20 protein-coding genes are annotated in these 24234 nt (G+C 40.3%); 9 read left to right on the top strand and 11 right to left on the bottom strand.

The annotated features are described in order from the left end of the window. The first annotated feature begins 398 nt into the window (after positions 1-398). Both OQ267_RS16020 and bla read left to right on the top strand, forming a co-directional pair. Positions 399-1658 (top strand): glucuronoxylanase, encoded by a 1260-nt coding sequence (locus tag OQ267_RS16020; RefSeq protein ID WP_265836850.1) that lies wholly within the window; start codon positions 399-401, stop codon positions 1656-1658. 625 nt (positions 1659-2283) lie between these two features. Then, positions 2284-3168, top strand: a complete 885-nt coding sequence (bla, locus tag OQ267_RS16025; protein WP_416348667.1) for a subclass B3 metallo-beta-lactamase — start codon at positions 2284-2286, stop codon at positions 3166-3168. A 105-nt stretch (positions 3169-3273) separates the two neighbouring features. On the opposite strand, the gene OQ267_RS16030 is transcribed toward bla, so the two are convergent. From OQ267_RS16030 to OQ267_RS16070, 9 genes are all read right to left on the bottom strand, one after another. After that, entirely contained in the window at positions 3274-4491 is a 1218-nt protein-coding gene (locus OQ267_RS16030; RefSeq protein ID WP_088301319.1) for a PQQ-dependent sugar dehydrogenase, read from the bottom strand. A gap of 304 nt (positions 4492-4795) precedes the next feature. After that, positions 4796-5953, bottom strand: a complete 1158-nt coding sequence (locus OQ267_RS16035) for an esterase (protein ID WP_265836854.1) — start codon at positions 5951-5953, stop codon at positions 4796-4798. A gap of 181 nt (positions 5954-6134) precedes the next feature. After that, positions 6135-7562, bottom strand: coding sequence for a hypothetical protein (locus tag OQ267_RS16040; protein WP_088300601.1), 1428 nt, complete (start codon positions 7560-7562; stop codon positions 6135-6137). Positions 7563-7591: 29 nt separating this feature from the next. After that, a complete protein-coding gene (locus tag OQ267_RS16045) occupies positions 7592-8392 on the bottom strand; it encodes a porin family protein (protein ID WP_265836856.1) in 801 nt (266 codons plus the stop codon). A gap of 322 nt (positions 8393-8714) precedes the next feature. After that, entirely contained in the window at positions 8715-9320 is a 606-nt protein-coding gene (locus OQ267_RS16050) for a gluconate 2-dehydrogenase subunit 3 family protein (protein ID WP_265836857.1), read from the bottom strand. Between the two features lie 10 nt (positions 9321-9330). Then, entirely contained in the window at positions 9331-11016 is a 1686-nt protein-coding gene (locus tag OQ267_RS16055) for a GMC oxidoreductase (RefSeq protein ID WP_265836859.1), read from the bottom strand. A 674-nt stretch (positions 11017-11690) separates the two neighbouring features. Next, the gene (locus tag OQ267_RS16060; RefSeq protein WP_265836860.1) at positions 11691-12362 is read right to left on the bottom strand and encodes a hypothetical protein; all 672 of its coding nucleotides are present in this window, start codon (positions 12360-12362) and stop codon (positions 11691-11693) included. Between the two features lie 66 nt (positions 12363-12428). Beyond that, a complete protein-coding gene (locus OQ267_RS16065; RefSeq protein WP_265836861.1) occupies positions 12429-13016 on the bottom strand; it encodes a Crp/Fnr family transcriptional regulator in 588 nt (195 codons plus the stop codon). A gap of 235 nt (positions 13017-13251) precedes the next feature. Continuing rightward, complete coding sequence (locus OQ267_RS16070) at positions 13252-14226, bottom strand: helix-turn-helix transcriptional regulator (RefSeq protein WP_265836863.1); 975 nt, start codon at positions 14224-14226, stop codon at positions 13252-13254. A 70-nt stretch (positions 14227-14296) separates the two neighbouring features. Here OQ267_RS16070 and OQ267_RS16075 point away from each other — a divergent pair, with 70 nt between their 5' ends. After that, positions 14297-14941 carry a chloramphenicol acetyltransferase gene (locus tag OQ267_RS16075; RefSeq protein ID WP_265836865.1) on the top strand — a complete coding sequence of 215 codons (645 nt, stop codon included), beginning with the start codon at positions 14297-14299 and terminating at the stop codon, positions 14939-14941. A gap of 156 nt (positions 14942-15097) precedes the next feature. Here OQ267_RS16075 and OQ267_RS16080 read toward each other — a convergent pair whose 3' ends face one another. After that, positions 15098-16303, bottom strand: a complete 1206-nt coding sequence (locus OQ267_RS16080; protein WP_265836866.1) for a serine hydrolase domain-containing protein — start codon at positions 16301-16303, stop codon at positions 15098-15100. Positions 16304-16508: 205 nt separating this feature from the next. Between OQ267_RS16080 and OQ267_RS16085 the strand changes: the two genes are divergently transcribed. The 3 genes from OQ267_RS16085 to OQ267_RS16095 all read left to right on the top strand — a co-directional run bounded on the left by OQ267_RS16085 (position 16509) and on the right by OQ267_RS16095 (position 19647). Then, positions 16509-17582: a sensor histidine kinase gene (locus tag OQ267_RS16085; RefSeq protein WP_265836867.1), complete on the top strand. Its 1074-nt coding sequence runs from the start codon at positions 16509-16511 to the stop codon at positions 17580-17582. Positions 17583-17600: 18 nt separating this feature from the next. Continuing rightward, a complete protein-coding gene (locus OQ267_RS16090) occupies positions 17601-18314 on the top strand; it encodes a LytR/AlgR family response regulator transcription factor (RefSeq protein WP_265836869.1) in 714 nt (237 codons plus the stop codon). A 160-nt stretch (positions 18315-18474) separates the two neighbouring features. Beyond that, entirely contained in the window at positions 18475-19647 is a 1173-nt protein-coding gene (locus OQ267_RS16095; RefSeq protein ID WP_265836871.1) for a retropepsin-like aspartic protease, read from the top strand. Positions 19648-19862: 215 nt separating this feature from the next. On the opposite strand, the gene OQ267_RS16100 is transcribed toward OQ267_RS16095, so the two are convergent. Continuing rightward, positions 19863-20957 (bottom strand): ligand-binding sensor domain-containing protein, encoded by a 1095-nt coding sequence (locus tag OQ267_RS16100; protein ID WP_265836873.1) that lies wholly within the window; start codon positions 20955-20957, stop codon positions 19863-19865. A 176-nt stretch (positions 20958-21133) separates the two neighbouring features. Here OQ267_RS16100 and OQ267_RS16105 point away from each other — a divergent pair, with 176 nt between their 5' ends. The 3 genes from OQ267_RS16105 (at position 21134) to OQ267_RS16115 (ending at position 24097) form a co-directional block, all read left to right on the top strand. Beyond that, complete coding sequence (locus OQ267_RS16105; protein WP_265836875.1) at positions 21134-22033, top strand: winged helix-turn-helix domain-containing protein; 900 nt, start codon at positions 21134-21136, stop codon at positions 22031-22033. Between the two features lie 159 nt (positions 22034-22192). Continuing rightward, on the top strand, positions 22193-22729 hold the full coding sequence (locus OQ267_RS16110; RefSeq protein WP_265817377.1) for an RNA polymerase sigma-70 factor: 537 nt from the start codon (positions 22193-22195) through the stop codon (positions 22727-22729). A 408-nt stretch (positions 22730-23137) separates the two neighbouring features. Next, positions 23138-24097 (top strand): FecR family protein, encoded by a 960-nt coding sequence (locus tag OQ267_RS16115; protein WP_265836877.1) that lies wholly within the window; start codon positions 23138-23140, stop codon positions 24095-24097. Positions 24098-24234 lie beyond the last annotated feature (137 nt).

A 24234-nucleotide genomic window follows, 5' to 3' on the forward strand; every position in this document is an offset into this window, starting at 1 on the left:
ATAATGATCAATCTAAAAGCCCGTTATATCATTGCGCTTTCCCGTTAATGAAACCAATAAATATTCAGGCTTGAAATGTAATTACTCAAAGCTTAAATAAATTTTTGTAAGCTTAATTTTTATTTTATGTATTTGTTTTTTAGTAATTAAATGTATGATTAATATTTGATTGTGAAGCTTCATGCCTGGCGTGGAATGAGGATGGGAATTTGCCTCTTATGATGATACAATGAATTCATTTAATCATTTACTCATTAGAAATGTACAAAATTGTAAGCCGAACAACCTTTAGGAGGTAAACATATTTGCTAGAAAATTAGTTAATCGATCCATTTATGAAATAGTGGATTGGCTAATTTTATATGAATTAAATGTTTATCTAACCAAAAAAAAATTACATGAAAAAAAAACTATTCAGTGTATTTGCCATTGCACTTATCATGGCAGGTTGTTCAAAAAATGATATTGACAACGTAAAGCCACAAGATCTATCGAATAAAAATGTCAATGTTCAGGCAGATTCCTCAAAAAAGGCTACGGCAGAAGGAAACGCATCTATTGATGCATCAGCAGTACAGCAAACCATTAAGGGTTTTGGCGGGGCTAATATTGTGGCCTGGACAGGAGATCTGACCAGCGCGCAGAGAACTACTGCGTTTTCACCAACAAACGGTATCGGTTTAAGTATTGTTCGTGTACGTGTGCCTAATTCCAGTTCAGAGTTTGCTGCTGAAAAAGCAACTATCGATGCCTGTAAATCATTTGGCGGATCGGCTATTGCATCAGCATGGTCTGCACCCGCTTCCATGAAAACAAATGGCAGCATTATTGGTGGTAAAATTAATACCGGTTCTTATGGTGCTTATGCGGCACATTTAAGTGCTTTTAACAGTGCCGTTGGCGGTCTCGCAGCCATTAGTCCTACCAATGAGCCAGATTATAAGGTCAACTATGAATCAATGGAACTAACTGCGTCAGAAGTTGCCGATTTCGTAGCTGCTCAAGGTAGCAATTGTGGCGCCCCTATTATGGCACCAGAACCTTTTCAAATGAATCAAAGCTACATCAATACCTATCTCAGCAATGCCACTGCAAAATCGAAAACCAGTTTTGTATGCGGCCACATCTATGGTAAAACGCCTTACAACTTAGGGAATGTGGGCAAACCGGTTTGGATGACAGAACATTATACCAATTCCAGCATCAGCGGTGATGACTGGGCGAATGCCATGAATGCTGCCAAAGAAATACACGATTGTATGAATGCCGGCTGGAGCGCCTATGTATGGTGGTACATCAGAAGAAGTTACGGGCCAATGAGTGAGAGCGGAAACATCCAGAAAGTAGGTTATGTGATGGCACATTATGCCCGTTATGTGCGTCCGGGATACAGCAAAATTTCCTGCACTTCTAATCCAACACCAGGGGTTTACGTAACGGCCTACAAAAGCGGATCTAAACTGGTTATTGTAATCGTAAACCAAAATAACGCCGTCACCTACCAGACATTTGGTTACAGCGGAATAAGCGTTAGCGGATTTAACCGTTATGTTACCACCAGTACTTCCAATCTGGCTTCTAACAGCCTCACTGTTTCAGGTGGAAATTTTGGGATTAACCTGGCTGCTTCAAGCGTAACTACACTGGTATCTAATTAGTATAAAATCTATATTTAGTTTATTTCATTTTTTGCAACCCCGCCCTTTAGGTATCTTTCTTTTTAGAAAGGTACCTAAGCTGGTGCATGCATATCGCGAGGGAGAGATAAATAAAATTGTAGTAAGGCCAGGCAGAGATGTCGGGCTTTGCTATTTATTTAGCGAAAGCTCACCGCTGTTCAATGATGTGTTTGGTCGGTTTGCTGGTGCCAGCCTGTGACTGGTGTTTAAATTTCTTATCAATTTAGACCCAGCTCATTAGCAGAATAAGAAGTAATTAGACCATAAACAAAATAGCGTATTATTCGGGGATAACAAACAGTGCCGATCCTAAGCATTATCACGGACTTAATACGGATTTCCTTCGGACGTTATACGTAACTATGACAATCGCACCCGATTCATCTTCGTTAAAAATCCGATGATATGCTGTAAAAGAGGTAGGCTGATGTGAAAGTATTCCTTATTTAGCGGTATTGCTGCAAAATAAGTAGTTAAAAAGAAAGTGGCAGGTGCTTAAACATATTGTTATCCGATAGCATAATGAATGAATCAGAGGTAAAAACTACCTTATCCATGATCAATAACATGTTGCAAAAAATCACTATTATTACGCCATTATTTTATGACTTATTTTATGCTTAGACATTGCTTCAATCGTATTTTAATGGCTTTTTGTTTACTCTTCAGTTTTATTCTGGTAAAGGCACAAGAAGTGGAAGAACCTAAAAATATCCCTGCAGAATGGTCCGAACCTTACCAGCCTTTCCGCATTGCAGGTAATTTATATTATGTGGGGACAGCCGATCTGGCTTGCTACCTGATTACTACACCAAAGGGTAATATCCTCATCAATACCGGGCTAGCGGCTTCACTGCCTTTAATTCAATCGAATGTAGAAACGCTGGGGTTTAAATTTAAGGATATTAAAATCCTGCTGACCACGCAGGCGCATTATGACCATATGGGAGCCATGGCCAGGATTAAAAAAATTACGGGTGCTCAATTTATGGTGGATGAAAAAGATGCTTCTGTTGCTGCAGATGGCGGACGTTCGGATTATGCATTGGGAGGTCATGGCACAGCCTTTCAGCCCATTAAAGCCGATCGCTTATTGCATAATGGTGATGTCGTGCGTCTGGGTAGCATGCAACTGGTAATGCTGCATCACCCCGGACATACCAAGGGTTCATGCAGTTTTTTATTTGATGTTAAAGATAAAGAAAGGAGTTATAAGGTATTAATTGCCAATATGCCGACCATTGTTACTGAAAAGAAATTTTCTGAAATTACGGATTACCCAAACATTACTCAGGACTATGTTTATACCCTGGCCGCAATGAAAAAATTGCATTTCGATATCTGGCTTGCTTCTCATGCCAGTCAGTTCGAACTTCATAAAAAGCATCAGCCCGGGGATGCCTATCGCCCGGCATCATTTTTTGATAGAAAAGGTTATGATGAATTAATCAAAGAACTGGAAGAGGAATTAAATCAGAAAATCCATTAATAAGGCTTTTAATTGGTCTGAAGATGATAAAAGCGCACAGGATTGTTATTCTTGTGCGCTTTTTGTGTTAAGAAGCTGGTTAGAATCCTTTTATTAATTTAAAGATTAATTTCTGTCAATCCGGTATAACCTTCCGCCATCCGTTACCGCATATAAGGCATTATCTGTACCCTGCGTAATGTCTCTGAAACGCTGTCCTTCGCTGGCAAGCAACCTTTCCTCACCGGTAACTACATTATCTTTAATAACAAGCCTTGCAATATGTGTAGCAGATAGGGAGCAGATAAACAGGTTATTTTGCCATTCGGCGATGCGGCTGCCGGTATAAAAAACCATTCCACTTGGCGAAATAACCGGATCCCAGTAATACACGGGCTGTTCCAATCCGTTTTGTTGCTGGATGGCAGCACCAATGGCAGCACCGCTGTATTCAATACCATAGGTGATGGTTGGCCAGCCATAGTTTCGTCCACCTTGTAACCTGTTGAGTTCATCCCCGCCACGCGGGCCGTGTTCGCTCTGCCAGATGTCTCCCGTAACCGGATGAACTGCCAATCCCTGAGGGTTTCGGTGACCGATACTATACAGCTCAGGAAGTGCTCCACCCGTTGAAAAAACAGGGTTTCCTGTTGCTGCTTGTCCATTGGTATTAATGCGGATTATTTTTCCGAGTCCGGCAGTAACAGATTGTGCCAGTGGCCTGGTAGCCAGGTCTGAGCGTTCGCCGGTACTGACAATCAGGTTGCCTGTGCGATCAAAAAGAATACGTCCACCATAATGAAGTGTACCGTTATAGGCTGGCCCCGCACGGTATATAACGGTTGCATTTTCAATGCTTTGTTCATTTTGTGCTAATCTGCCCTTGGCTACTGAAGTTTGGTTACCCCCTGCAACATTTTCGGAGAATACCCAATAAACCATTCTGTTGGTGCTGAACTGGGGGTCGATGCAAAGCCCTAACAGCCCTCCTTGTCCGTTGGCATTTACCGCCGGAAGTCCGGTGATGGCACTACTTAATGTTCCGCTTGTGGTGGCGATACGCAAGGTACCTGCCTTTTGGGTAATTAATAACCTTCCATCAGGTAGTGCGGTGATGCCCCATGGTGCAGTGAGCGCCGTGGATATAGCCGTACCCTGAATGGAAGTACCGGTACTTACAGCTGTGATTCTGGTTTGGCCTGCAAAAGCTGGTGTGTAACTGGTATTGGGCGGGTTGGTTTCTACACCAGGGCCAATTACGGAGCCTGTTTCCGGATCCTTTGAACAGGCAGCGGCCATCAGCATGCATCCTGCTAAGGCAATCAGGTTAAATTTTGTTTTCATGGTAGTGATTTTAGGTTTTCTGTTAATGATGATCTGATACCTGTTACAACCGATAGGAGGGTGGATTGGTTTTTCAGAATGACCTAAAAAATAAAAACAATTACGGATGCTTACGTTTTGAGCATCAGTGGCTTGCTGGCTGGGAAATGAAAAGGTTTGTCGTGCTAATATTGCTGAGCAGGTAAACATCAGTTCCCCGTCTAAAGTACGACAGGGAACTAAAATTTAAAAGGTTGATGATATTTAAAATGTTGCTGGATCAGGCAAGAGATTAGATTTTAACAAGTATTTGCTAGAGGTTACCTTATTGAAAAAGTTGAGGAGCAAAAAGTACCAGGTAATCGCGCCAGTTCGACCAGGTATGACCGCCTTCGCTTTCTACATAGGTATATTTTGCATTTATTCCGTCGAGTTTTTTTCTGTAATCACTTACCGCCTGATACAGGAAATCAGTTTTACCAATACCGATCCAATACAATTTTACACCGTTTTTAAACTGGTTCTGTAGTGTTGCATCCACATTGGCATAAACAGGTGATTCTGTTTTACCAAATGGCATGATGGCCGGAGAAAACAGGCCAACATAATCGAAGGTTTTTGGGTAAAACCTGGAGGTATGCAGGGAATGAAATCCACCCATTGATAAGCCTGCGATTGCCCGTTGTGATGGCTTTGCATTTACGCGGTAATTGCTTTCTACAAATTTGATAATATCGGGAAATGTTTCTTCCATTTTGCCATCCATGGTATGAGGCAATTGCATCGTAGGTTTATAGAAACCCTTTATATCTTCGCCTGGTGCAGCCTGCTGGGCTACATTGCCATTTGGCATCACTACAATCATGGGCTTTGCTTTACCTGCTGCAATCAGGTTATCTAAAATCTGAGGGGTACGGCCAAGTGCGGCCCAGGCTTCTTCATCGCCGCCCATGCCATGCAATAAATACAGTACCGGATATTTGGTTTTACCGGTTTCATATCCTGGCGGGGTGTAGATCGTCACTCGTCTTTCTATTCCATTGCCAGGAGAATTGTACCACCTTTTGGCCACAGTACCATGTGGCACATCAGCCACTAAATAATTATCGGACTTGCCACCGCCCACAATTAAAACATTTACTACTGAAGCTACATCCCTGATCTGGTATACATTGCTGGCATCTCTGATTTTTAAGCCATCTACTATAAAAGAATAGCTGTATAATTCCGGCTTAAGTGGCGAAGTGGTGTAGGTCCACAGGCCATCTGCCTGTTTTTTCATCGTAGCAATTCCAGGTGCAGCCAATAAATCGCCCTGTAATTCAAGTTTTTTTGCCTGAGGCGCTGAGAGTCTGAATGTCACACTTTTATCTGCATGGATTTCTGGTGATGTAATTTCTTTCTGGTTGTTGAAGTTTAAATTCTCCTGGGCATAAGCGCCGAGGGAGGTGAAGAGGAGGAAATTCAATATTAATTTTTTCATATCCGGTAGGTTTATAGATGAGGCTATATCTTTTTTTGGTTACACCGTCAATATACGAATCAGAATTGAAATAACAGTGTACTGCTTCGTTAGCACAATAAAAACTTAATTCATAAAACAAAGAACCCCTGCAAGAAAAGACTTGCAGGGGTTCTTAAAATTTTATGGAGAGAAAATATAATTAGTAAACTTTCTTTACCCTGCTTTCGCCTGAACCGTAGTAAAAGTTAATGATCTTTTTATCACCCTTGTTAGGCAACGAGTAGTTTAAGCCCGTAATCAAATTTGAAGCGAAATTTAAATTTGAACTATAATTTAAAATATATGAGTTTTGGCTAACATCATATACCGCGGCTTTTGAAAATAAACCTTTGGCATTTGCTACTAACTTCCCGGTAGCATCTCTTCTTAAATGCACAGACCCGTATCCGCCTTCTGCAGAACTGGTCATTGCAATTTTTCCGGCACTGTTGGTGGTGGCGCTTAGCAGTGGCTGACTTTTGATAATATTACCGATAATATCAACCATTGTAACATCTAATTTTGTATTGGCATCAAACGTGCTTTGATTCAGGTCGTAATACACTCCATTATAGTAGTTGTAAGCATTTACGTTAAGGCGTTCCACCTGAAAGCCATCTGTAACAGCACTTAAATAAACAGTACTGTTTGTATATCCGTTTACCGGAATATAAAGTTCCCTTCCCAGCTTATCTTTTGGAAATTTCAGAAAGACAGGGCCAACAACACTAGGAATATTTACATTGGAAGCATTAACATTAAAATAGGTTTTAACAGTAGCTAAATAAGGTAATTGATAAGGAACTGCGACGGTACTGTCTTCTGTGCCATAGATGTATAATTTCTGATCAGCTTCAACCTGTGCAAAACTAAAGGTATAAGCGCCTGGCGCAGCTGGTAATTTTAAGGAATAAGCACCCGTTGCTGTGGTATAAGTTGGAAATTGTACACTATAGGAACCATTAAAGCCGTTAGGAACAGATGTGGAAGCTGTAACCAATACATTTCCGCCAACCTTTTCAGGTGTGGTATTGGTTAAATCGGTTTCGATGTATAATGTCCCTGAAATTTCGTTCGAAAGTTCTGCAGTATTCCACAATTTTGCTGTCCCTAAAGTGATGTCCTTGCGCATAATTTGCGTGGCAGCATAGCCGGTTTTGGTAATTAAGAATGTACTGGTAGGAAACAAATACAAAGAAGAAAACGTTGCGATACCCTGTGCATTGGTTTTGCTGGAAAAGAGTTTGCCTTCTGATGAGACAATCACCTCAGCATCAACAACTGGTGCATTGGTTACTACATCAGTAACAGCTACGCTATAATCCTGTTTAGCAGCGGCAACGGCACTTGCACGGGCCAGACTGTCGTTCATTTTAAGTTGTTGAAGCGCAGCGGTATTTATAAGTTGTTGCAATGCGCTTGCACCTTTTTGTTTTAGGGTTTCTAAATCCAGCTCATGCTGATACTTCAGGTTTAATAATTCTTTCTGTGCAGCAATGGCATCTGCTTCTGAAAACTCATCTTTTGAACAGCCTGTAGCATAAAGCGCCAGGACAACTAAAAATAGTCTGGTAAATTTTAATTTCATATAATTGGTTCTTGATTAAGAATTTTTGGCTACTGTACCGGAATGATCAGGCCTAGTTTGGATATAAAAGAGTTGGATCTGATGTTGCTTCCGAAACCTACCTTCTCCATGTAAGAATAATTTTCTCTTGCAGGAGTTGCACCGGCTTCATATCTAAAGTCGAAGAGTAATTTCACCTTGCTAAACAGGGGTAAACGCAAATCTGCCCCAATAATCAGGTTTAGCCTATCCCGCTTATACCTGCCGGTAACATGCTCTGAATCTGTAACAGTGGTGATGACATCTTCTCCGGGAAGCAAGTTGCCGGTTTTTTGATAATGCTCTGTGACATTAAAGTTATAGGCATAACTTCCACCAGCATATAGGGCAGGTTGCCAGTCTTTGTTTAATGGAATCGTGTATTTTAACAGTAAGGGAATATTCAGGCTATTTAAATATACTGAACTGTTCTTTACATTTTTGGTGCTAAAATCCTCGGGTAAACCATATCTGGTATCATCTTTAAAGCTCAATAGCTGGCCACCTTGTTGGATAAAGTTTGTCTCCAGCTGGATACTCAATTGCTGATAAACATTATAGGTGAATAAAAGGCCGGCAGTATACCCGGTATGGGTTCCGGTGTGAGGCTGACCATTGCTAAATTTATTTACTGTTAATCCACCAGCCACACCGATCTCAAATTTGGATGTATTGGTCTGAATTTTAGTGGTATCAATTTTATTTTGGGCGTTAACAGTATTGAATGATGCAAAAAGAATAGCTATACCTATAATGATAGCATGTAATTTACCAATTGCAGAAAACTGCAATTTAGAGGTGTGAGGGCGCATGAATTATTTTGTTTGGTCGCCAAAAATGGAAATTTATATGATAATCTACAAAATTTTTCTGAAAAAATTATTTGGTTTTGATTTAAATGACTGATTATTAATACGTTTTTGTTATTGGTATGCCTTGTTTTTTACGCATTTGTATGAAATATGCCGGCACTTTTGTGCACGAAAACACCATGAACCAATGTATCATGGTATTTAATTCCATGTTAGGCCTACTGATGTTGGTCATTTCTCTAGTGAACTTCCTTAAAAGGTTACACTTTTATCGTGAATTTAAGATGCATTTAAAAGATATATCACATTTCTGATCTGCATGTTAATACCACGCACGGTCACCTTTGTGATAGGGTACACAACCCTCATAGCGGGTAGGAACCGAAACAAACCGCAGTGCTTCAGTTGCGCCAATCTCTGAATTGAAATAAGCCCAGAGGATCAGTTGTTTTAAACCGGTAAAGTAATGGTTTGGGGTGGCAACAAACTTCTCATTATCTTTTTTGCTTTCCCTGTCTTTCTGCTGTTTCTCTTTTTGAAAATTATAGGCCTGCTGATCCAATACTGTTAAAAAATTGTGTTTTTCTGCTTTACTGGCACTTAAGAATGGCTTTTTAAAGCTTTTTAAAATATCAGCATTAACTTGTGTCAGGTTTGTTAAAAATGTGGTTTGTTGTGCTTTGGTATAACAATCAGATACGATGGTATTAATTAAGGCACCCACATTAGCAGCCCTGGCACCCTGAGATTTAGCAGTTCCAGGTAAAATGGTTTCACCAAGTTCATTGAGCAAACTGATCTGGTTTTGGGATAATATGCCAATGGCTGTACTGTTTGGGTAAGTAAAGCTACTAAGCAAGGCATCTGCACCGATCAAAGTTCCGCCTGTTAATATGGCGATTGATTTTAATAAATCTCTTCTGTCCATGTTCGTTTCCTTAAAGGTTTCCTTTTTTCAATTCCCTTACCGCAAAATCTGCAGCCCTTGCGGTAAGGGCCATATAAGTTAACGATGGATTCTGGCAGGCAGATGATGTCATACAAGCGCCATCGGTTACAAATACGTTCTTGCAATCCCATACCTGGTTCTGACTGTTCAATACGGATGTCTTTTCCGAAAGGCCCATTCTTGCCGTACCCATTTCATGTATGCCATGCCCCATGGCGTGGCCGCTATCCCAGCTGCTGATGTTTTTAATACCGGCAGCTTCGAACATGGCTTTGAGCTCTTTCAAAATATCTTTACGCATTTTAATCTCATTTTCCTGCAGTTCGGCATCCATGTTTAAAACGGGAAGTCCCCATTTATCTTTTACCTGCTGGTCCAAAGATATTTTATTGCGGTGGTCGGGTAAAATTTCACCAAAGCCGGTGGCACCAATCGACCATCCTCCGGGTTCGGTAAGGGCCTCTTTGAAGGCACTGCCTATGCCCAGCTCGGGTATGTTGCTGCTCCAGCCAGTTCTGCTTGCACTGCCCTGAAAACCAAAACCCCTCAGGTAATCCCGTTTATCATCACCCAGATTCACAAACCGGGGGATGTAAAATCCATTGGCACGGTTTCCGTAATAATATTTATCCTCAAAACCCTCAACGGTTCCTGAACAACCGAGGTTATAGTGATGGTCCATTACATTATGGCCAAGCTCATTACTGCTGCTGCCCAGGCCGCCCGGCCAGATATCCTTTGCCGAATTCATTAATACCCAGGCACTGTTTAATGCGGAAGCACAGAGAAATACAATTTTAGAATTAAACGTATAGGTTTGATTGGTTTCGGCATCAAGCACCTCTACACCCCTGGCCTTTTTATTGTCTTGATCATAGAGGATCTGCGTAACGATCGAAAAGGGCCTGATGGTTAAATTACCGGTTTTTAAAGCTGCAGGCAAAGTAGAAGATTGCGTACTGAAATAGCCGCCAAAAATGCATCCTTCCCAGCAACGGTTTCTGAACTGGCATTTGGTTCTGCCCGGAATGGCTGCGGTAAGGTTTGCCACGCGGCCGATAATTAAATGCCGTTCATCTTTATAATGTGCTTTTAGTCGTGCTGCTACGTCCTTTTCCACACAATTCAAATCCATAGGTGGGAGGAACATGCCATCCGGTAAATGTGCGAGGCCTTCTTTGGAACCGCTGATTCCTGCAAACTTTTCTACATAATCATACCAGGGGGCTATATCTTTATAACGGATGGGCCAGTCGACAGCGATGCCATCTTTTTGATTGGCTTCAAAGTCGAGATCACTCAAACGATAGCTCTGGCGGCCCCAAAGCACGGAGCGGCCACCCATCTGATAACTGCGCCACCAGGTAAAGGGCTTGGTTTCTACATAAGGACTATCTTTTTCATTTGCCCAATAATCCATGATCGGCTCATGTGCTGCCCATCCACGATGGATAACAGGATAATTTTTTTGTTGTGCTACAGTTGTTTTACCGCGATGCGGAAATGAAAAAGGATCACCTTGCGCAGACTTGTAGTCTTTGATGTGTTCGAAATTCCTTCCACGTTCCAAAAGCAATACTTTCATTCCCTTTTCAGTTAGCTCTTTCGCAGCCCATCCACCACTAATGCCGGAGCCAACAACTATCGCATCATAAACCGTTTTGTTATTCATCATAGATATTTGGTTAACTATCAAATATAATATTCCTGAATAAAATACTGGTATAAAGGAAAAACTTTTTGTAAAGATTTAATTGTAAATAATAGGCTTCAGGTTAGTAAAACAAGACTGAAAATACAATATATTTAGTTTGTATAATTAAAGCTACAATTGGGTTCGGGTAAAAATTTAATCTGTGATAGAAAGTGATTTTAGTTCGATCCAATATTTTCCTTTTCTTTTTAAATTGATGTAAATATGCTTTTATGCGCAATTTGAAACGTTTTTGCTGAAACAAAAAAAAGTTTCCGTGAAAAATGTTTCAAGTTTTCGAAACAATTTTTCCCGAAACAAAAAAATGTTTCCAATAATTTTGTTTCGAAAATGGCGATTGGTATCAAAAATTTGATTGACATAGAAAAAATCAGGAAGCCATCAGGTTTATTGCAGACCTACATGGCTAAACTTACCAGCACAATAATATCATCGTAATTTTATGTCAAAAGGTTTCCGGCCACTCAATGCTAAAACGTGAGTTGTGTTAAATATCCTCGAACTTTGATGCAGTATGGAGGGGAAACCCAGGCAACTGAAAAATCAACTTAAATGATCAAAAAAATGGTTTTCAGTTCATCTGCAGCCTTTTCCTGAGGTACTTATCCGGAATTAAGATGTTAAGCAAGCGTATTTTAATATAGGATGTTTACGTGATAATTTTTTCTAATCAGCAGCCGATAGATGGCAATACAACCAGGAATCATGGGAAGGATTGCGGTCCACATTCCCGGAAAATAATAATGTCCTGTGGTTTTGAAATAGAAATTAGGCATTTGCGGGATTGAGTTTCCATTAATGACAGTCGTAATGGAATGAGGATCATGCGGCAATATTTCCGGTGAAAGGAGTGGAAAAATAAAATGAGTAAATTCTGCAACGCCGGGACCGATAAAGATAAACCAGGCCACAAATCCCGCGATATGAACTTTATAGTACAATCCGAGTGATGTAAGGGTATAAATGACTGGACCCACCAGTGCAAAGACCATCAAAAAGCTTTTTTCACTCCAGGAAATACCAAATAGACGGCTCATGGCCGGTGCAAAGCCCATCAGGTACTCTTCTACAATGTGGATCTGTAAACCGGCTACGGTAAGAATAAAAAGCGGAAGGATCACCCCAGGTTCAACAGGGTTTTTCAGATAGGTTTTGTACCAGCAGATTAGTCCTATGAAGGCGGAGCCTCCCACAATTATTACGGGAGCCAGACCAATGGATAGATAACCCATAACCGGAGCAACAACTGTAAAAAGACATGCTGCTAAAAGGCTTATTGTCTGAGGAAGGGAAAGAGGATTTTTCATCACGATGTTTAATATGCGTGAAAGGTACATTGCTAAGCTAGTTCTGCATTTATCAAATGATAAAAACTACTTTATTCCCCTGATTCTGCTTAACGAAACCTGCGTAATTCCCAGATAGGCGGCAAGGTCTGCCAGGCTGATCCTTTGCAATAATCTTCCGTGTTCCTTTAGGAAGTTCTGATAAGCGCCCTGTGCTTTTTCTTCCAGGGTGCTGCTGATCCTGTCCATCATATTTACGGCAGCCAACGACACCAGTTTTCTGAAAAATGTTTCTACCGAATGGTAGCGGGCGCAAAGTGCTTCCAAATCATCGTGGTTCAGGCAGGTAAGTGTTGTAGCTTCTAGGCTTAAGATAGAATAGGAGGAAGGTTGCCGGGTCAGGAAACTATCCAACACGGTAAACATATTTCCTTCAGGAAAAAAGCGCATGATAAATTCGCGCGTTTCCGTATAAAAAAAGGTCTTGAGCAGGCCGCTGTCTACAAAGTAAATTCGGTTGCAGACAGTTCCTTTTTCCAGGATCAATTCTCCTTTGTCATATTGCTTTTTATACAATCTGAAGGTCAGGGCAGCTTTTGCATCCTCTTCCAGGTTGGCCAGCGACGCTGCGAAATCCAGGAAACTGGTGTTAATAGTATATTGATTGGTATCCATGGCTTCAAATTACAGAATTTTTATGGCGCATAATAGGGGGTAATGATGAAATTCCATAGTCAGGCATTTATTTGGCCGTGTTTGTATCATTTCATGAGGACTATCATTTTAAGGTGGTGGAAATACTTAATTTATAATCAAGCTGCAGTTAAAAGAAAAAAAATTGAGTATTGCATCGCGGTTGCAACCGATAGCTTATTAAGCCGTAATCGTGCTCTGATTTCCCTTATCCAAGCTATTTTATCTGCGAGGCTATCCTCTTTCCAGGTGATTGACCATAGAATAACTTGAATGCCCGGATAAATGAGGAATCGGATGTGTAACCCAAAATGGCAGCGATCTCTCCAATATTAAGCTTAGCATCCCTGATTAAGGAATCAGCATGCAGCATCCTTAATTCATGAATATAGCTGAACACCGTCAACCCGAAAATTTGTTTGAAGCCTTTCTTTAACTTAAATTCATTCAGGAGGAATTCCCTACTGATGCCTTCCAGGGTCAAAGCAGATAAGTAATTTATGGACAGGTAGTTTTTCACAGCTTTCAACTTATCAATGTCTACGTTGTTTAGTGATTTAACAGGTTGGTTACTGTTTGTGGAGTAGGCATTCATGCAAAGTAAAATCAACTCCTTCACTTTCGATTTCAGATAGTTTTCTTTCAGGTTATTGGCTATTGGCGGGTTTTGTAAAAGTCGTAGGGCCGACAATTGGAAAGCATTGGTATGCATAGGTGAATCAAAAACCGCAAAGCTTTTCATGTCTTCGCCCCGGGCTATTAATTCCTGGTATGGAGTACCGCATTCATGCAATACTTCATTAAAGAAAGAAGTTTTTAATCCAATGCACATATATTCATACTGCTGTTGTTTAGGGAAAATAAAGGAACTGGTTGGATTTATACAATTTAAAACATTGAATTGTCCTTGCCGCATGGACTGATCCTTTGGCATGCCTGAAATGAAGGCACCAGAACTACCTGCGAGTTGAAAGTGCAGGCTTACATGTGTGTTATCCTGAAAATGGTTTACCCGGGTATCTTCATTAAAAGTACCATAGAAATTTAATAGGTCGAAATCTGTGGTCCTCAAACTTTTCGTTTGACAGCTAAAAACATCAGGCAGCGTTACTGATGAATCTGTTGTCATGATATCCGTAGTAAATTCTCTTTTAACTAAGTTTTTAAACTCATTTCCTGATAATTGGTACATAATCCGTTTTGGTATATTCTTAATCCTTTTTGGTATATCGCATTAAAATCATAAGCCGCAAATTGCTGACATGGAAATACCTACCAAAGATATAATAGATATCAGTACCTGGAAACGCAAGGCGCACTATAATTTTTTCAGCACGTTTGATCAGCCTTTTTTTTGCGTAACGAGTTTGATAAATTGTACAGAAGCATACCAGTTTTGTAAAGCATACCAAATACCATTCTTTTTGTACTACCTGCATAAATCACTTTTGGCCGCAAACCACATTAAAGAGTTTCGGTACAGAATTGAGGCTGATGAAGTTGTTGAGTATAGCTTGATTTCAGGCTCCATTACCGTGTTAAGAAATGATGAAACATTTGGTTTTGCTTATTTTAATTACCACCGGGATTTTAAAATTTTTAGTCAGGAGACCAGGAATGTGATCATGCTGGAAAAAGCTGCGGTTGGACTGACCTTAAAGCCGGATGTGATGAATATGATACATTATTCTATTCTGCCAGGCATAAATTTCACCAGCATGCAACATGCACAAATGCTTAAAGCGGGTGATCATGTTCCTAAAATCGTTTTTGGTAAACTCTTATTTAAAGACGGGCAAGTGCTGTTGCCTGTTTCTGTACATGTACACCACGCACTTTGCGATGGCATACATGTCAGCAAATTTTTATCAGCATTTGAACAAAGCATGCAGGTTACCGGTACCTGAATGTTTGATGAAATATGCTAAGAAATTTATTATCATCAGTGTTTGAGAGCTTAGTTTAAGGATAGTTTCAATTGGTCCATTCGCACTTTCAAATGCCATGTGGGTATATTTTTTATTGCTGCCCGGCTGGCTGAATGGTGATCAACATAATTGCTATTAATGATCACCATTTCTGATTTTAACGCCATATTGATAGAGTTCGTTGTAGATACCAAAGAATTGGGCCTCCTCTGTTTCCAGCAGTGAGGTATTGATGAACATGATCACTGCCACTTCCTTTTTAAGATCAGAAAGCATGAAAGTCCTTACACCAAAGTCGGAGCCGTTGTGCCCGATCCTTTTTCCACCCATCTTGGTAGACCAGAAAATACCGGAGTTAAGTTGAGCTGGTGCTATATTTTCAGGCTTATGCGCGTCATCAAACTGAAACCGGAGCATCTCCTGCACCGTTTTCTCCCTGAGCACCTGTCTGTTTTGAAATTTTCCGCCATTTAACAAGCAGATAAAGAAATGGGACAGGTCATTGACCGATGTACGTACGCCACCATCGGGATAAGTGGTCAGTCCGTAAAGTGGTATTCTTTTAATACTGCTATCCGCCTGTTTCTGATAAAGCCTGGCGTGCTTTTTCAGGTTGATCTCAGACAGGAACCATCCTGTGTCATTCATTTTCAATGGCTTGAATAGATATTCCCGGCTGTAGTCGTTCAGCTTTTTACCTGTCTGCACTTCGATAATGTAACCTGCCAGGGCGGTCGCGATATTGGAATACTCCCGAAATGTACCCGGCCTGTGATTGATAAAATTTTCTTTAGCATAATGTGTTCCGCCAGGCAAAAAATAATTGCGCAGAAAATCTGCCAGCTTCTCCGGCGAATCTTTTCCGTTAACATATAAACTGTCGGAGTTATAAAAAGGGAACCTGTCATTCAGACCGGAGGTGTGGGTAGCCAGGTGACGCAAAGTGATTTTCTCTTTTGGAAAGAATGGGTGATGAATTTTAAAGGGCAGGTAGGTATTGATATCTTCATCAAGGGAAAGTTTTCCCTGCTCCACGGCTTTCATCAGGCAGGCCCCGGTAATGGTTTTGGATACAGAGGCTATATTCATGACGGTCGATGTGGTGAATGGTATCTTGTTCTCCCGGTCGGCATAACCGTAGCCTTTAGACCAGGCAAGTTTTTTGTCGATGATAATGGCTGCACCCAGGCCTACGAGTTGCGCATCACTCATTTTTTTCAGGATAACACTATCAATTGCATTGGTGGATTTTAAGGGTAATTGCTCAATCTGCTGCCCGCAGGCGGTGGCACTTATGAGCATGCCTAGCAGCAGGGAAATAATATAAATTTGTGATCTCATTCTGATGATTTTTGAAAATTTAGCTGAAAATCGAACAAAATAATTGGTCTGCAACATGGCCCTGCCGCAAAAGCCAAAATGATGTATAGAAACTGTTATTTAGCGAAATATTCCATTTCATCTGTGTATTTGCCATTTTCAGGCTGGTTTTCGGTTATTCCGTCGTGTTTATTCAGGATAAGCGGCCTATGTGTTATCTTTGGTTATGCCATTGATTGAAAGAATTGTTAAGTTCAGCCTGACTCACCGTTTTCAAACTCATGTCATCTTTTGGCTGATCGTCGCATTGCTTTTTATGAACCGGTATGATATGGAAGAATATAAGCAATTCGACAACATTATGTACCGTCAGATTTATTATATCTCCGTGACCATGCTGGCCTCTTATTTTCTGGCCTACCTGATCATTCCAAAATTAATGCGCTCAAAAAACTATTTTGAAGTGGTCGTCTTTTTTATTGCAGGTGCTTACCTCATTTCTGCCTGCTCACGTGCTGCGGTAATATATCTCCTGGAACCACTCATCAGAACACCACCTTTCGCACAGGAATCACTATGGCAGATCCTATCCGATATCCCCAAATTAGTAACGCATTACTTTACCCTGTCATTCTCTGCGGCATGGGTATTCGCTTTTGTCAAACTGATCCGAGACCAGTACGTGGTTCAGCAACGTTCATTGATGTTGGAGAAAGAAAAGGCAGAAACGGAACTTAAAGCCTTGAGAAGCCAGCTCAATCCGCATTTTTTATTCAATACCTTAAACAACATTTATTCGCTGTCGCTCATGAATGCTCCGGTTGTTTCAAAATCGATTGCCGGATTATCCGAGATACTGGATCATGTACTTTACAGGTGTAATACGGCTTATGTTCCGCTGTTATCAGAAATTAAACTGATTGAGAATTATCTTGCATTGGAAAAGCTCAGATATGATGAACGGCTAAGGATAAGTTTTGATTATGTTACCGACAAATCGGCCATTATCGCACCATTGATTTTATTATCATTTGTGGAAAATGCATTTAAACATGGTGCGGGTATGGATGCCGGCAATCCCTTTATTGATATTGATCTCCACCTGAAAAATAACCGCTTCCGTTTTAAGGTGACTAACAGTATTGTGGAAGAGAAGCCCGCAACAGGTGGGAATGGACTCGGCCTGAACAATGTTACGCGGCAGCTTGATCTGCTTTATCCTTCGCGGTATAAATTAAATATAAAAATGATCAACCATACTTATGATGTGGAATTGGAAATTGATCTTGTAGATGTATAACCTAATTGCTTTAACGCTATGAAAATAAAATGTCTTTTGGTTGACGATGAACCGCTGGCGATTAAGTTGTTACAGAATCACCTTGCGCAAATGGATGCTTTTGAAGTGGTGGCTACCTGTTCTACGGCAATAAAGGCCCTGGAGCTGCTGAGAACTCTTGCGGTAGATCTGATGTTTCTGGATATTGAAATGCCCCAAATAAAAGGTATTGACTTTTTAAAAGGCTTAAAGGATCCGCCAGCAGTGATCATCACAACCGCATATCGCGAATACGCCATTGATGGTTATGACCTGGACATCATCGACTATCTGCTAAAACCCATTACGTTCGAGCGGTTTTTTAAGGCTGTTGACCGGTATCTGCGGTCGCGGAATGCTGAAAATCCTGTAGCTGCTGTCGCAACACAAAATTCTTATTTATTTTTAAAATCAGGATTGAGAAGTCACCGATTAAATATGGCTGATATTTTATATATTGAAAGTATTAAGGATGATATACGGGTGGTTTATGAGAACAGTTCGATCAACATTAAATACAAGATCAGCGATCTGGAAACGGATATCAGGTTATTTTCGCTGTTGCGCGTTCACCGGTCGTTTATTGTCAATATGGCTAAGATGACCTCTTTTACTGCCAATGATATTGCGATCGGTAACAAAACGATACCCATTGGCCCGAACTATAAAGCGTATGTGCTGAGGAAGTTGCAGGAACTTCGGTTGAATTTGTAAACTTCAAAACCCAGATTGAGTTCATTTAACACGTTCCCAATATCTTGTCAGTTGTTCAGTTAAGATATGATCAACAGCTGTGCTAATGAATGCTGTTAAATATCTTCATATGTTTTTCTATTTAGCTATTTTGAACAAGTTTCAGTTTTAAATGATATACATGTATAAATTAATTTTTCTCTTGTTTTTTTTGATCCTGTCGAAGGATGGTTTTTCCCAGCATCTTACCTATAATAAAGGTGGAACAAAAGCAACAAATTACTTCGAAGAAATTCCTTATCAAGATGTAAATGGCAAAATAATAGTAAAAGTAACGATCAATCAGGTCGATTATAATTTTCTGTTCGATACAGGGGCTCCGACTTGCATCAGTCCGAAGATCCTGAATGCGATAGGTATTGAGAAAGGTAAGCGTGATCAGGTAAACGATATAAATGGAAAGCAGGTATCTAGCCAGGCCGTAATTATTAAGGATATTGCTTTAGGCCATCTTAACTTTAATGATATACCCGCTGTTACAGGGGTGCCGGATTTTTTTCGATGCTGGAATGTTGATGGCATTATAGGGAGCAATTTGCTCAGGCATTCGATCATTGAAATGAACAGCCAGAAAAAAACCATCGTCATTACTGATCAGATTGGAAAACTTCAACTTGGTCAAAGGACCGGAATCAGCCTTTCTTTGGATACCATCCAAAGTTATCCTGTATTTAATGTGCAGCTATCAGACAAATCAACCATGCCGGTCCATTTTGATACAGGAGATAACGGCTTGCTTTCTCTTTCTGAAACATTAATGGAGCAGCTTAAAAAAGCAAAAGTTTATGAATCAATAACAAAGGGCTACGGCGCCAATCAGATAGGAGCATTTGGCATGGAAAAAAATAATCAAAAATTTTTATTGAAATTTCCGGTCCTTGACATCGATGAAATACATTTAAGAAATGTATTCACTGTAACCGGTAAAGGTTCAGGAGGAAGAATGGGCTCCAAAATACTCAATTATGGCATTGTGACGATTGACTTTATCAACCGGAGGTTTTATTATAAAGGTGACGACAAAGAAATAGACCTGGCCGAAAAGCAATGGCCTTTTCAGCCGGCATTTAGTAACAACAAAATGGTTGTAGGTATCGTTTGGCAGGAAGCAGGGGAGAGCGTAGCACCTGGGGAACAAATTGTCGAAATTGACGGTACTTTCTTTAAAGATGTTGATCTATGTAATCTGCTTACTAACAAGCCAATTCTTGAGGGGAAAGAACAGGCAACGGTAACCATAAAATCTAAAAAAGGCGACCAGCGAAAATTAAAAATCGAAAAAAAATATTTTTAAGTGAAGAGATGCACAAAACCTGCACATATCAAGTTCTACTTATTTACTTTTAATACAAAGCGGCATCATCATTCATGTAGATTAAATTTGATGTTGAGCTTATCGAAACACTGTTAACGAGATGGCTTTACAAGTCTTTCGACAAGCTCAGGATGACATTTCAAATTTAGCATCCCGACCAAACTCCAGCCTGGTGATACCAATTTTATATACAATTATTGCTCAGCTTCTTTGCCCTTAAAGTGCGTAATTGATTTTTGCTGTCCGTCAGGCAGGCTGGGATCATAACGGTACACCCCCTTCAAACCGCCAAACCAGATATTGCCATCCTTAGCTTCTAAAATTCCGAAAAGCATTTTATCATTTGTTTTTATTTCGGTGACCATCGGTTTTTTATTTAATAAAGACTTTTCATCATAACGGGAAAGTACCCAATTCTGACTCTTCGCACTTTCTGAACTGGTCCATATATTACCTTTTCTATCTTCGTAAATATAACCCACAAATTTTTGGGTAAAATTGGTAAATGTTTTGCCGTCATAGCGCCAAAGTCCATCGGCACCACCAAGCCAGATACGGCCTTTTTGATCTTTGATGATCGAACGAACATTTGAAAAGGGTTTGCCCTCGTTATTGTTGATCTTGGTGAATGTTTTCCCATCATACCAGTAGCTATGGCCCCTTGTAGCCAGCCAAAATTTTCCGGTATTGTCTTCAATGACGGCATTCACATCATGATTCATCCAGCTCACTTCAGGAAGTGACTTTTGGTAAACAGAAACATGGACAGAATCAGCCGCTTTAAAGGGAGGAGCCTCATTCATTTTAAAATTGCGAAAGGATTTTCCATTATAAAGACTTGCACCACCTTCAGTACCAAACCAGATCTGACCGGTTTTATCTTCATAAATATTAGTTACCCGATCATTGGCAAGTCCGTCTCTGGTGGTGTAATTTCGAAAAGATTTTCCATCATAGTGATAAACTCCTGAACCAACAGAAGCAAACCAAAAATTTCCCATTCTATCTTCGAGGATAGAAAAAAAGCGTGCCGGGCTAACCTTACCGGTGATATTGCTGAAAGATTTTCCATCGTATTTAATAACACCCGCCCATGAGGCCATCCAGATGTTTCCATGGCGATCTTGTTTGATGGTACGAACGATGCTGTTTGGGGCATGAGAAATGTTTAGCACTTTGGTTTCAATGACATCCTGAGCATCTTTTTTTTGCTGGGCCTGTACTGGTAAATAAATTCCGCCTGCCAGAATGATCAGCAGGCTGTAACAAAAGTTTCTGTTATTTTTCATCTTGATATAATTTTTTTTGCGGGATGAAGCCATCACTGGCAATCTATATGATTGTTTGTAGATGATGGTTTATCCCCTGTTAAAATTGATTCAGCGAAATTACTTTGGTATCTTTCCGTCGGCAGCATCAGGATTGTAAATAAAAATGTAAACTTTGTAAATAAAGGCTTGACAATATGCAACTTAGTCTAAAACCCCCTTCCGGAAAACGCAAATACCTGTTCGCAGGAATATTTATATCATTTATTGCTGTGCTCTGTGCCGCTTTAAGTGTAATGGGGAATGATAGCTTCGACTTCGCCAGAAGGGAAATTTTACTCCGCAAAATCGGACATGAACTGCTTCTGCAGTCAGGCGACAGTACATCCAGGGTGCTTCCGGTAAAGAGAACCGGAGAAAATAATTACCAGATCAGGTTTGAACATGCGCTTAGTTTTCAAACAGATGCTCTGGTGAATATCAGCCGGCGTTGGCTGGATAAAGATCCGCTGGCCGGTGATTATGTGGTGAATGTACTGAATCGTGGCAACTCAAGCGTGGCCTATGGATATGCGATATCCAAAAATAAAAAAGATGAAATAGTAGCCTGTATCGGAAGAAGGCAACCCAAAGCATATTATATGATCAATATTACATTCAAACCGGAAGGAATACGTACAACAAAGCATGTATACCTGCTCAGCAGTCTGCCATTTTTAGCCTTTTTTGGGTTTATCTTTTTGAGCGCCGTTAAGCCGCTTCGGGTTTTAACTCACCGTGATCATGATGAAATGATTACTTTAGGCACCATGTTATTTGATGCGAGAAACCGGAAGCTCGCGATACATGGAAACACCATAGACCTGACCGGAACAGAAAACCGTTTATTGCGCATTTTTGCCTTGTCTCCGAACGAGACCATAGAGAGAAGCCGGTTGCAGAAAGAGATCTGGGAAGATGAAGGTATTATAGTAGGCCGAAGTCTGGATATGTTCATTTCAAAACTCAGAAAAAAACTGGAATCAGATCCTGATCTCAAAATTGTGGTGATACGCGGAAAGGGATATCGGCTTGAAGTTGATTCCCGGTACAGTTGAAGAATTATTTAAGCAGTAAAATATCAAATCACTTTTAATCTGAATACTTCTCTCACGGGAGCATTGGAAGATGATCCGAATGAATTATCTTTAAACTATTTAGACTTATTAAATATAATGGTTTATATTTGCCATTCTGTATAAGCAACAAGCGCATTTGTGAAAATTTTTAAGGGTAATAAAAATGGTCAATTACTGAATCAAATTGATGATTCAAGTTTTCGCACCTTATTTGAACAGTTCTGGAAACCCTTACTTGCATTTTGTCAGCACCATATCCATGATGATGAAGTGGCGATGGATATTGTTCAGGATATCTTTTGTTCTCTCTGGCGGCGTAAAGATGCTCTTCATGTGGAAACCCGGATGGAATACTATTTATTTCGGGCAGCACGGATTAAAATCAGTGACTACTATCGTGAAAAATTTAAAAGGGAAAGCCAGAACCAGTGTCTGTTAGAAAATTTCTGCGAAAGCATCAACAATACAGAAGAAACTATTCTTTTTAAGGATCTGGATCATTTTGTCGATGGACTTGTAAACAGGCTGCCCTGCCGGTGCAAACAGGTGTACACGTTAAGTCGCAACAGTGGTTTGACTATACCAGAAATTGCAGAACAGCTTGAGCTTTCAGAAAAAACGGTAGAAGCACATTTAACCAAAGCATTGCGTTTTCTCAAAACTCATTTACATTAAGTGCCTGTTTTAATTTTTTATAACAGGAATAAATAGCCTTTTGTTGTCACAGGAGGGATAATTTATTGTGTAAAAATCAATGACAGTAGAATTTAATGAAAATATCTCCTGGAGGGATCGTCATTGAGGGAAGACTTTTTCAGCCAACAAAGTAATCTATCATGCTGGTAATCCTTGCTATAAAGACTGCTTCCTCGTTCCTCCTCGAAATGACGAGTTTTTTTTGGAGTCTGTCAATGGTAGCCTTGGTCGATTGCTTTATTAATGCGTTGAAATGGTCTTCGAATACACTCATACTGACATACGAAATAAGTTTTATTTTAAACAGGCTTTAAGCAATAGCAAAAATATTTTTTTTTAACTAAGGGTAAATCTCCCGATCTCCGACTTGTATTCTAAAAGCAGTTCATGTCGGTAGATCATCATTTGTTAGAAAAATATTGGGCGGGTTTATGTAGCCCTGTGGAAAGGAAGATCGTAGAACAATGGATGCTGGATGGAAGTCCCGAAAAGCCTTATGAACTTCGGTCCTCAGAAGAAGAATTAAAAATAAAGGAGCAGTTGTGGCAACGTATTGCAGGAGCGCATCCGGAAGTAAAAGGCTATGATGAACCGGACAAGGTTATTCGAATGCCGGTATGGTATAAAAGAATATCGATAGCGGCAATATTTATTTTACTGGCAGGCTTGGGCTTATATCTGTCAAACAAACAATCACCTGCCGGTGCTTCATTCACTTATAGGGAAGTAATGCTTCCATATGGAAAAAAAGCCAGGATTACCTTAGCTGATGGCACCCTGGTGTACCTTAATGCAGGAAGCAGGTTGAAATATCCCGATCATTTTTCAAAAACGGAGCGAAGAGTGTTTCTGAAAGGAGAAGCCTTTTTTGAGGTGACTAAAAATCCAGACAAACCGTTCTACGTTCAAACTCAACATACCACTACACGCGTGCTGGGCACCCGCTTCAATCTTCAGAGCTGGGAAGGCTCTTTTGATCAATTGGCTGTAGAAGAGGGCAGGGTACAGTTAACAGCTGCCGGATGTATGGATACGCTGATTTTATATCCCAATATGCAGGGCACATTTAATGGTCATTCACTAAAGCAAACCACGATTAACAGTGCGCATATCGTGGCCTGGACCAAAGGTATCATGATTTTTAATGATCGTAAATTAAGCGAAGTTGCGGCTGAGCTGGAACGCTGGTATGGCGTTAAAGTTCACCTTCATGATCCGGCTTTGCTTCATTATAGGGTAAAGGCCCGATTTGATAATCCCTCACTGACTGATGTACTTCAGGATATCAGTTTTGCACTTAATATAAAATACAACATAAAAGATAAGGAGGTCACATTGTCCAGATAAGTAGATTTTTAACATAAATACCCGGTGTACGCGTCGCTAAAGTTGTTCACCGGGTATAAGCAATGCACTATAATCAATCACATTACTTCAAATCAAAAATATGAACTTTTTGCTATTTAGCACAAGATTTTTTTCAC

The sequence above is a fragment of the Pedobacter sp. MR22-3 genome (assembly GCF_026240075.1).
GTDB lineage: Bacteria > Bacteroidota > Bacteroidia > Sphingobacteriales > Sphingobacteriaceae > Pedobacter.

What these genes read in the sequence shown, in the direction of transcription:
- OQ267_RS16095 (WP_265836871.1), top strand. Translation starts at nt 18,475, where the DNA reads ATGTATAAATTAATTTTTCTCTTGTTTTTTTTGATCCTGTCGAAGGAT.
- OQ267_RS16090 (WP_265836869.1), top strand. Translation starts at nt 17,601, where the DNA reads ATGAAAATAAAATGTCTTTTGGTTGACGATGAACCGCTGGCGATTAAG.
- OQ267_RS16055 (WP_265836859.1), bottom strand. Translation starts at nt 11,016, where the DNA reads ATGATGAATAACAAAACGGTTTATGATGCGATAGTTGTTGGCTCCGGC.
- OQ267_RS16075 (WP_265836865.1), top strand. Translation starts at nt 14,297, where the DNA reads ATGGAAATACCTACCAAAGATATAATAGATATCAGTACCTGGAAACGC.
- OQ267_RS16020 (WP_265836850.1), top strand. Translation starts at nt 399, where the DNA reads ATGAAAAAAAAACTATTCAGTGTATTTGCCATTGCACTTATCATGGCA.
- OQ267_RS16100 (WP_265836873.1), bottom strand. Translation starts at nt 20,957, where the DNA reads ATGAAAAATAACAGAAACTTTTGTTACAGCCTGCTGATCATTCTGGCA.
- OQ267_RS16060 (WP_265836860.1), bottom strand. Translation starts at nt 12,362, where the DNA reads ATGAAAAATCCTCTTTCCCTTCCTCAGACAATAAGCCTTTTAGCAGCA.
- OQ267_RS16045 (WP_265836856.1), bottom strand. Translation starts at nt 8,392, where the DNA reads ATGCGCCCTCACACCTCTAAATTGCAGTTTTCTGCAATTGGTAAATTA.
- bla (WP_416348667.1), top strand. Translation starts at nt 2,284, where the DNA reads ATGACTTATTTTATGCTTAGACATTGCTTCAATCGTATTTTAATGGCT.
- OQ267_RS16040 (WP_088300601.1), bottom strand. Translation starts at nt 7,562, where the DNA reads ATGAAATTAAAATTTACCAGACTATTTTTAGTTGTCCTGGCGCTTTAT.
- OQ267_RS16080 (WP_265836866.1), bottom strand. Translation starts at nt 16,303, where the DNA reads ATGAGATCACAAATTTATATTATTTCCCTGCTGCTAGGCATGCTCATA.
- OQ267_RS16035 (WP_265836854.1), bottom strand. Translation starts at nt 5,953, where the DNA reads ATGAAAAAATTAATATTGAATTTCCTCCTCTTCACCTCCCTCGGCGCT.
- OQ267_RS16050 (WP_265836857.1), bottom strand. Translation starts at nt 9,320, where the DNA reads ATGGACAGAAGAGATTTATTAAAATCAATCGCCATATTAACAGGCGGA.
- OQ267_RS16030 (WP_088301319.1), bottom strand. Translation starts at nt 4,491, where the DNA reads ATGAAAACAAAATTTAACCTGATTGCCTTAGCAGGATGCATGCTGATG.
- OQ267_RS16115 (WP_265836877.1), top strand. Translation starts at nt 23,138, where the DNA reads ATGTCGGTAGATCATCATTTGTTAGAAAAATATTGGGCGGGTTTATGT.
- OQ267_RS16105 (WP_265836875.1), top strand. Translation starts at nt 21,134, where the DNA reads ATGCAACTTAGTCTAAAACCCCCTTCCGGAAAACGCAAATACCTGTTC.
- OQ267_RS16070 (WP_265836863.1), bottom strand. Translation starts at nt 14,226, where the DNA reads ATGTACCAATTATCAGGAAATGAGTTTAAAAACTTAGTTAAAAGAGAA.
- OQ267_RS16065 (WP_265836861.1), bottom strand. Translation starts at nt 13,016, where the DNA reads ATGGATACCAATCAATATACTATTAACACCAGTTTCCTGGATTTCGCA.
- OQ267_RS16085 (WP_265836867.1), top strand. Translation starts at nt 16,509, where the DNA reads ATGCCATTGATTGAAAGAATTGTTAAGTTCAGCCTGACTCACCGTTTT.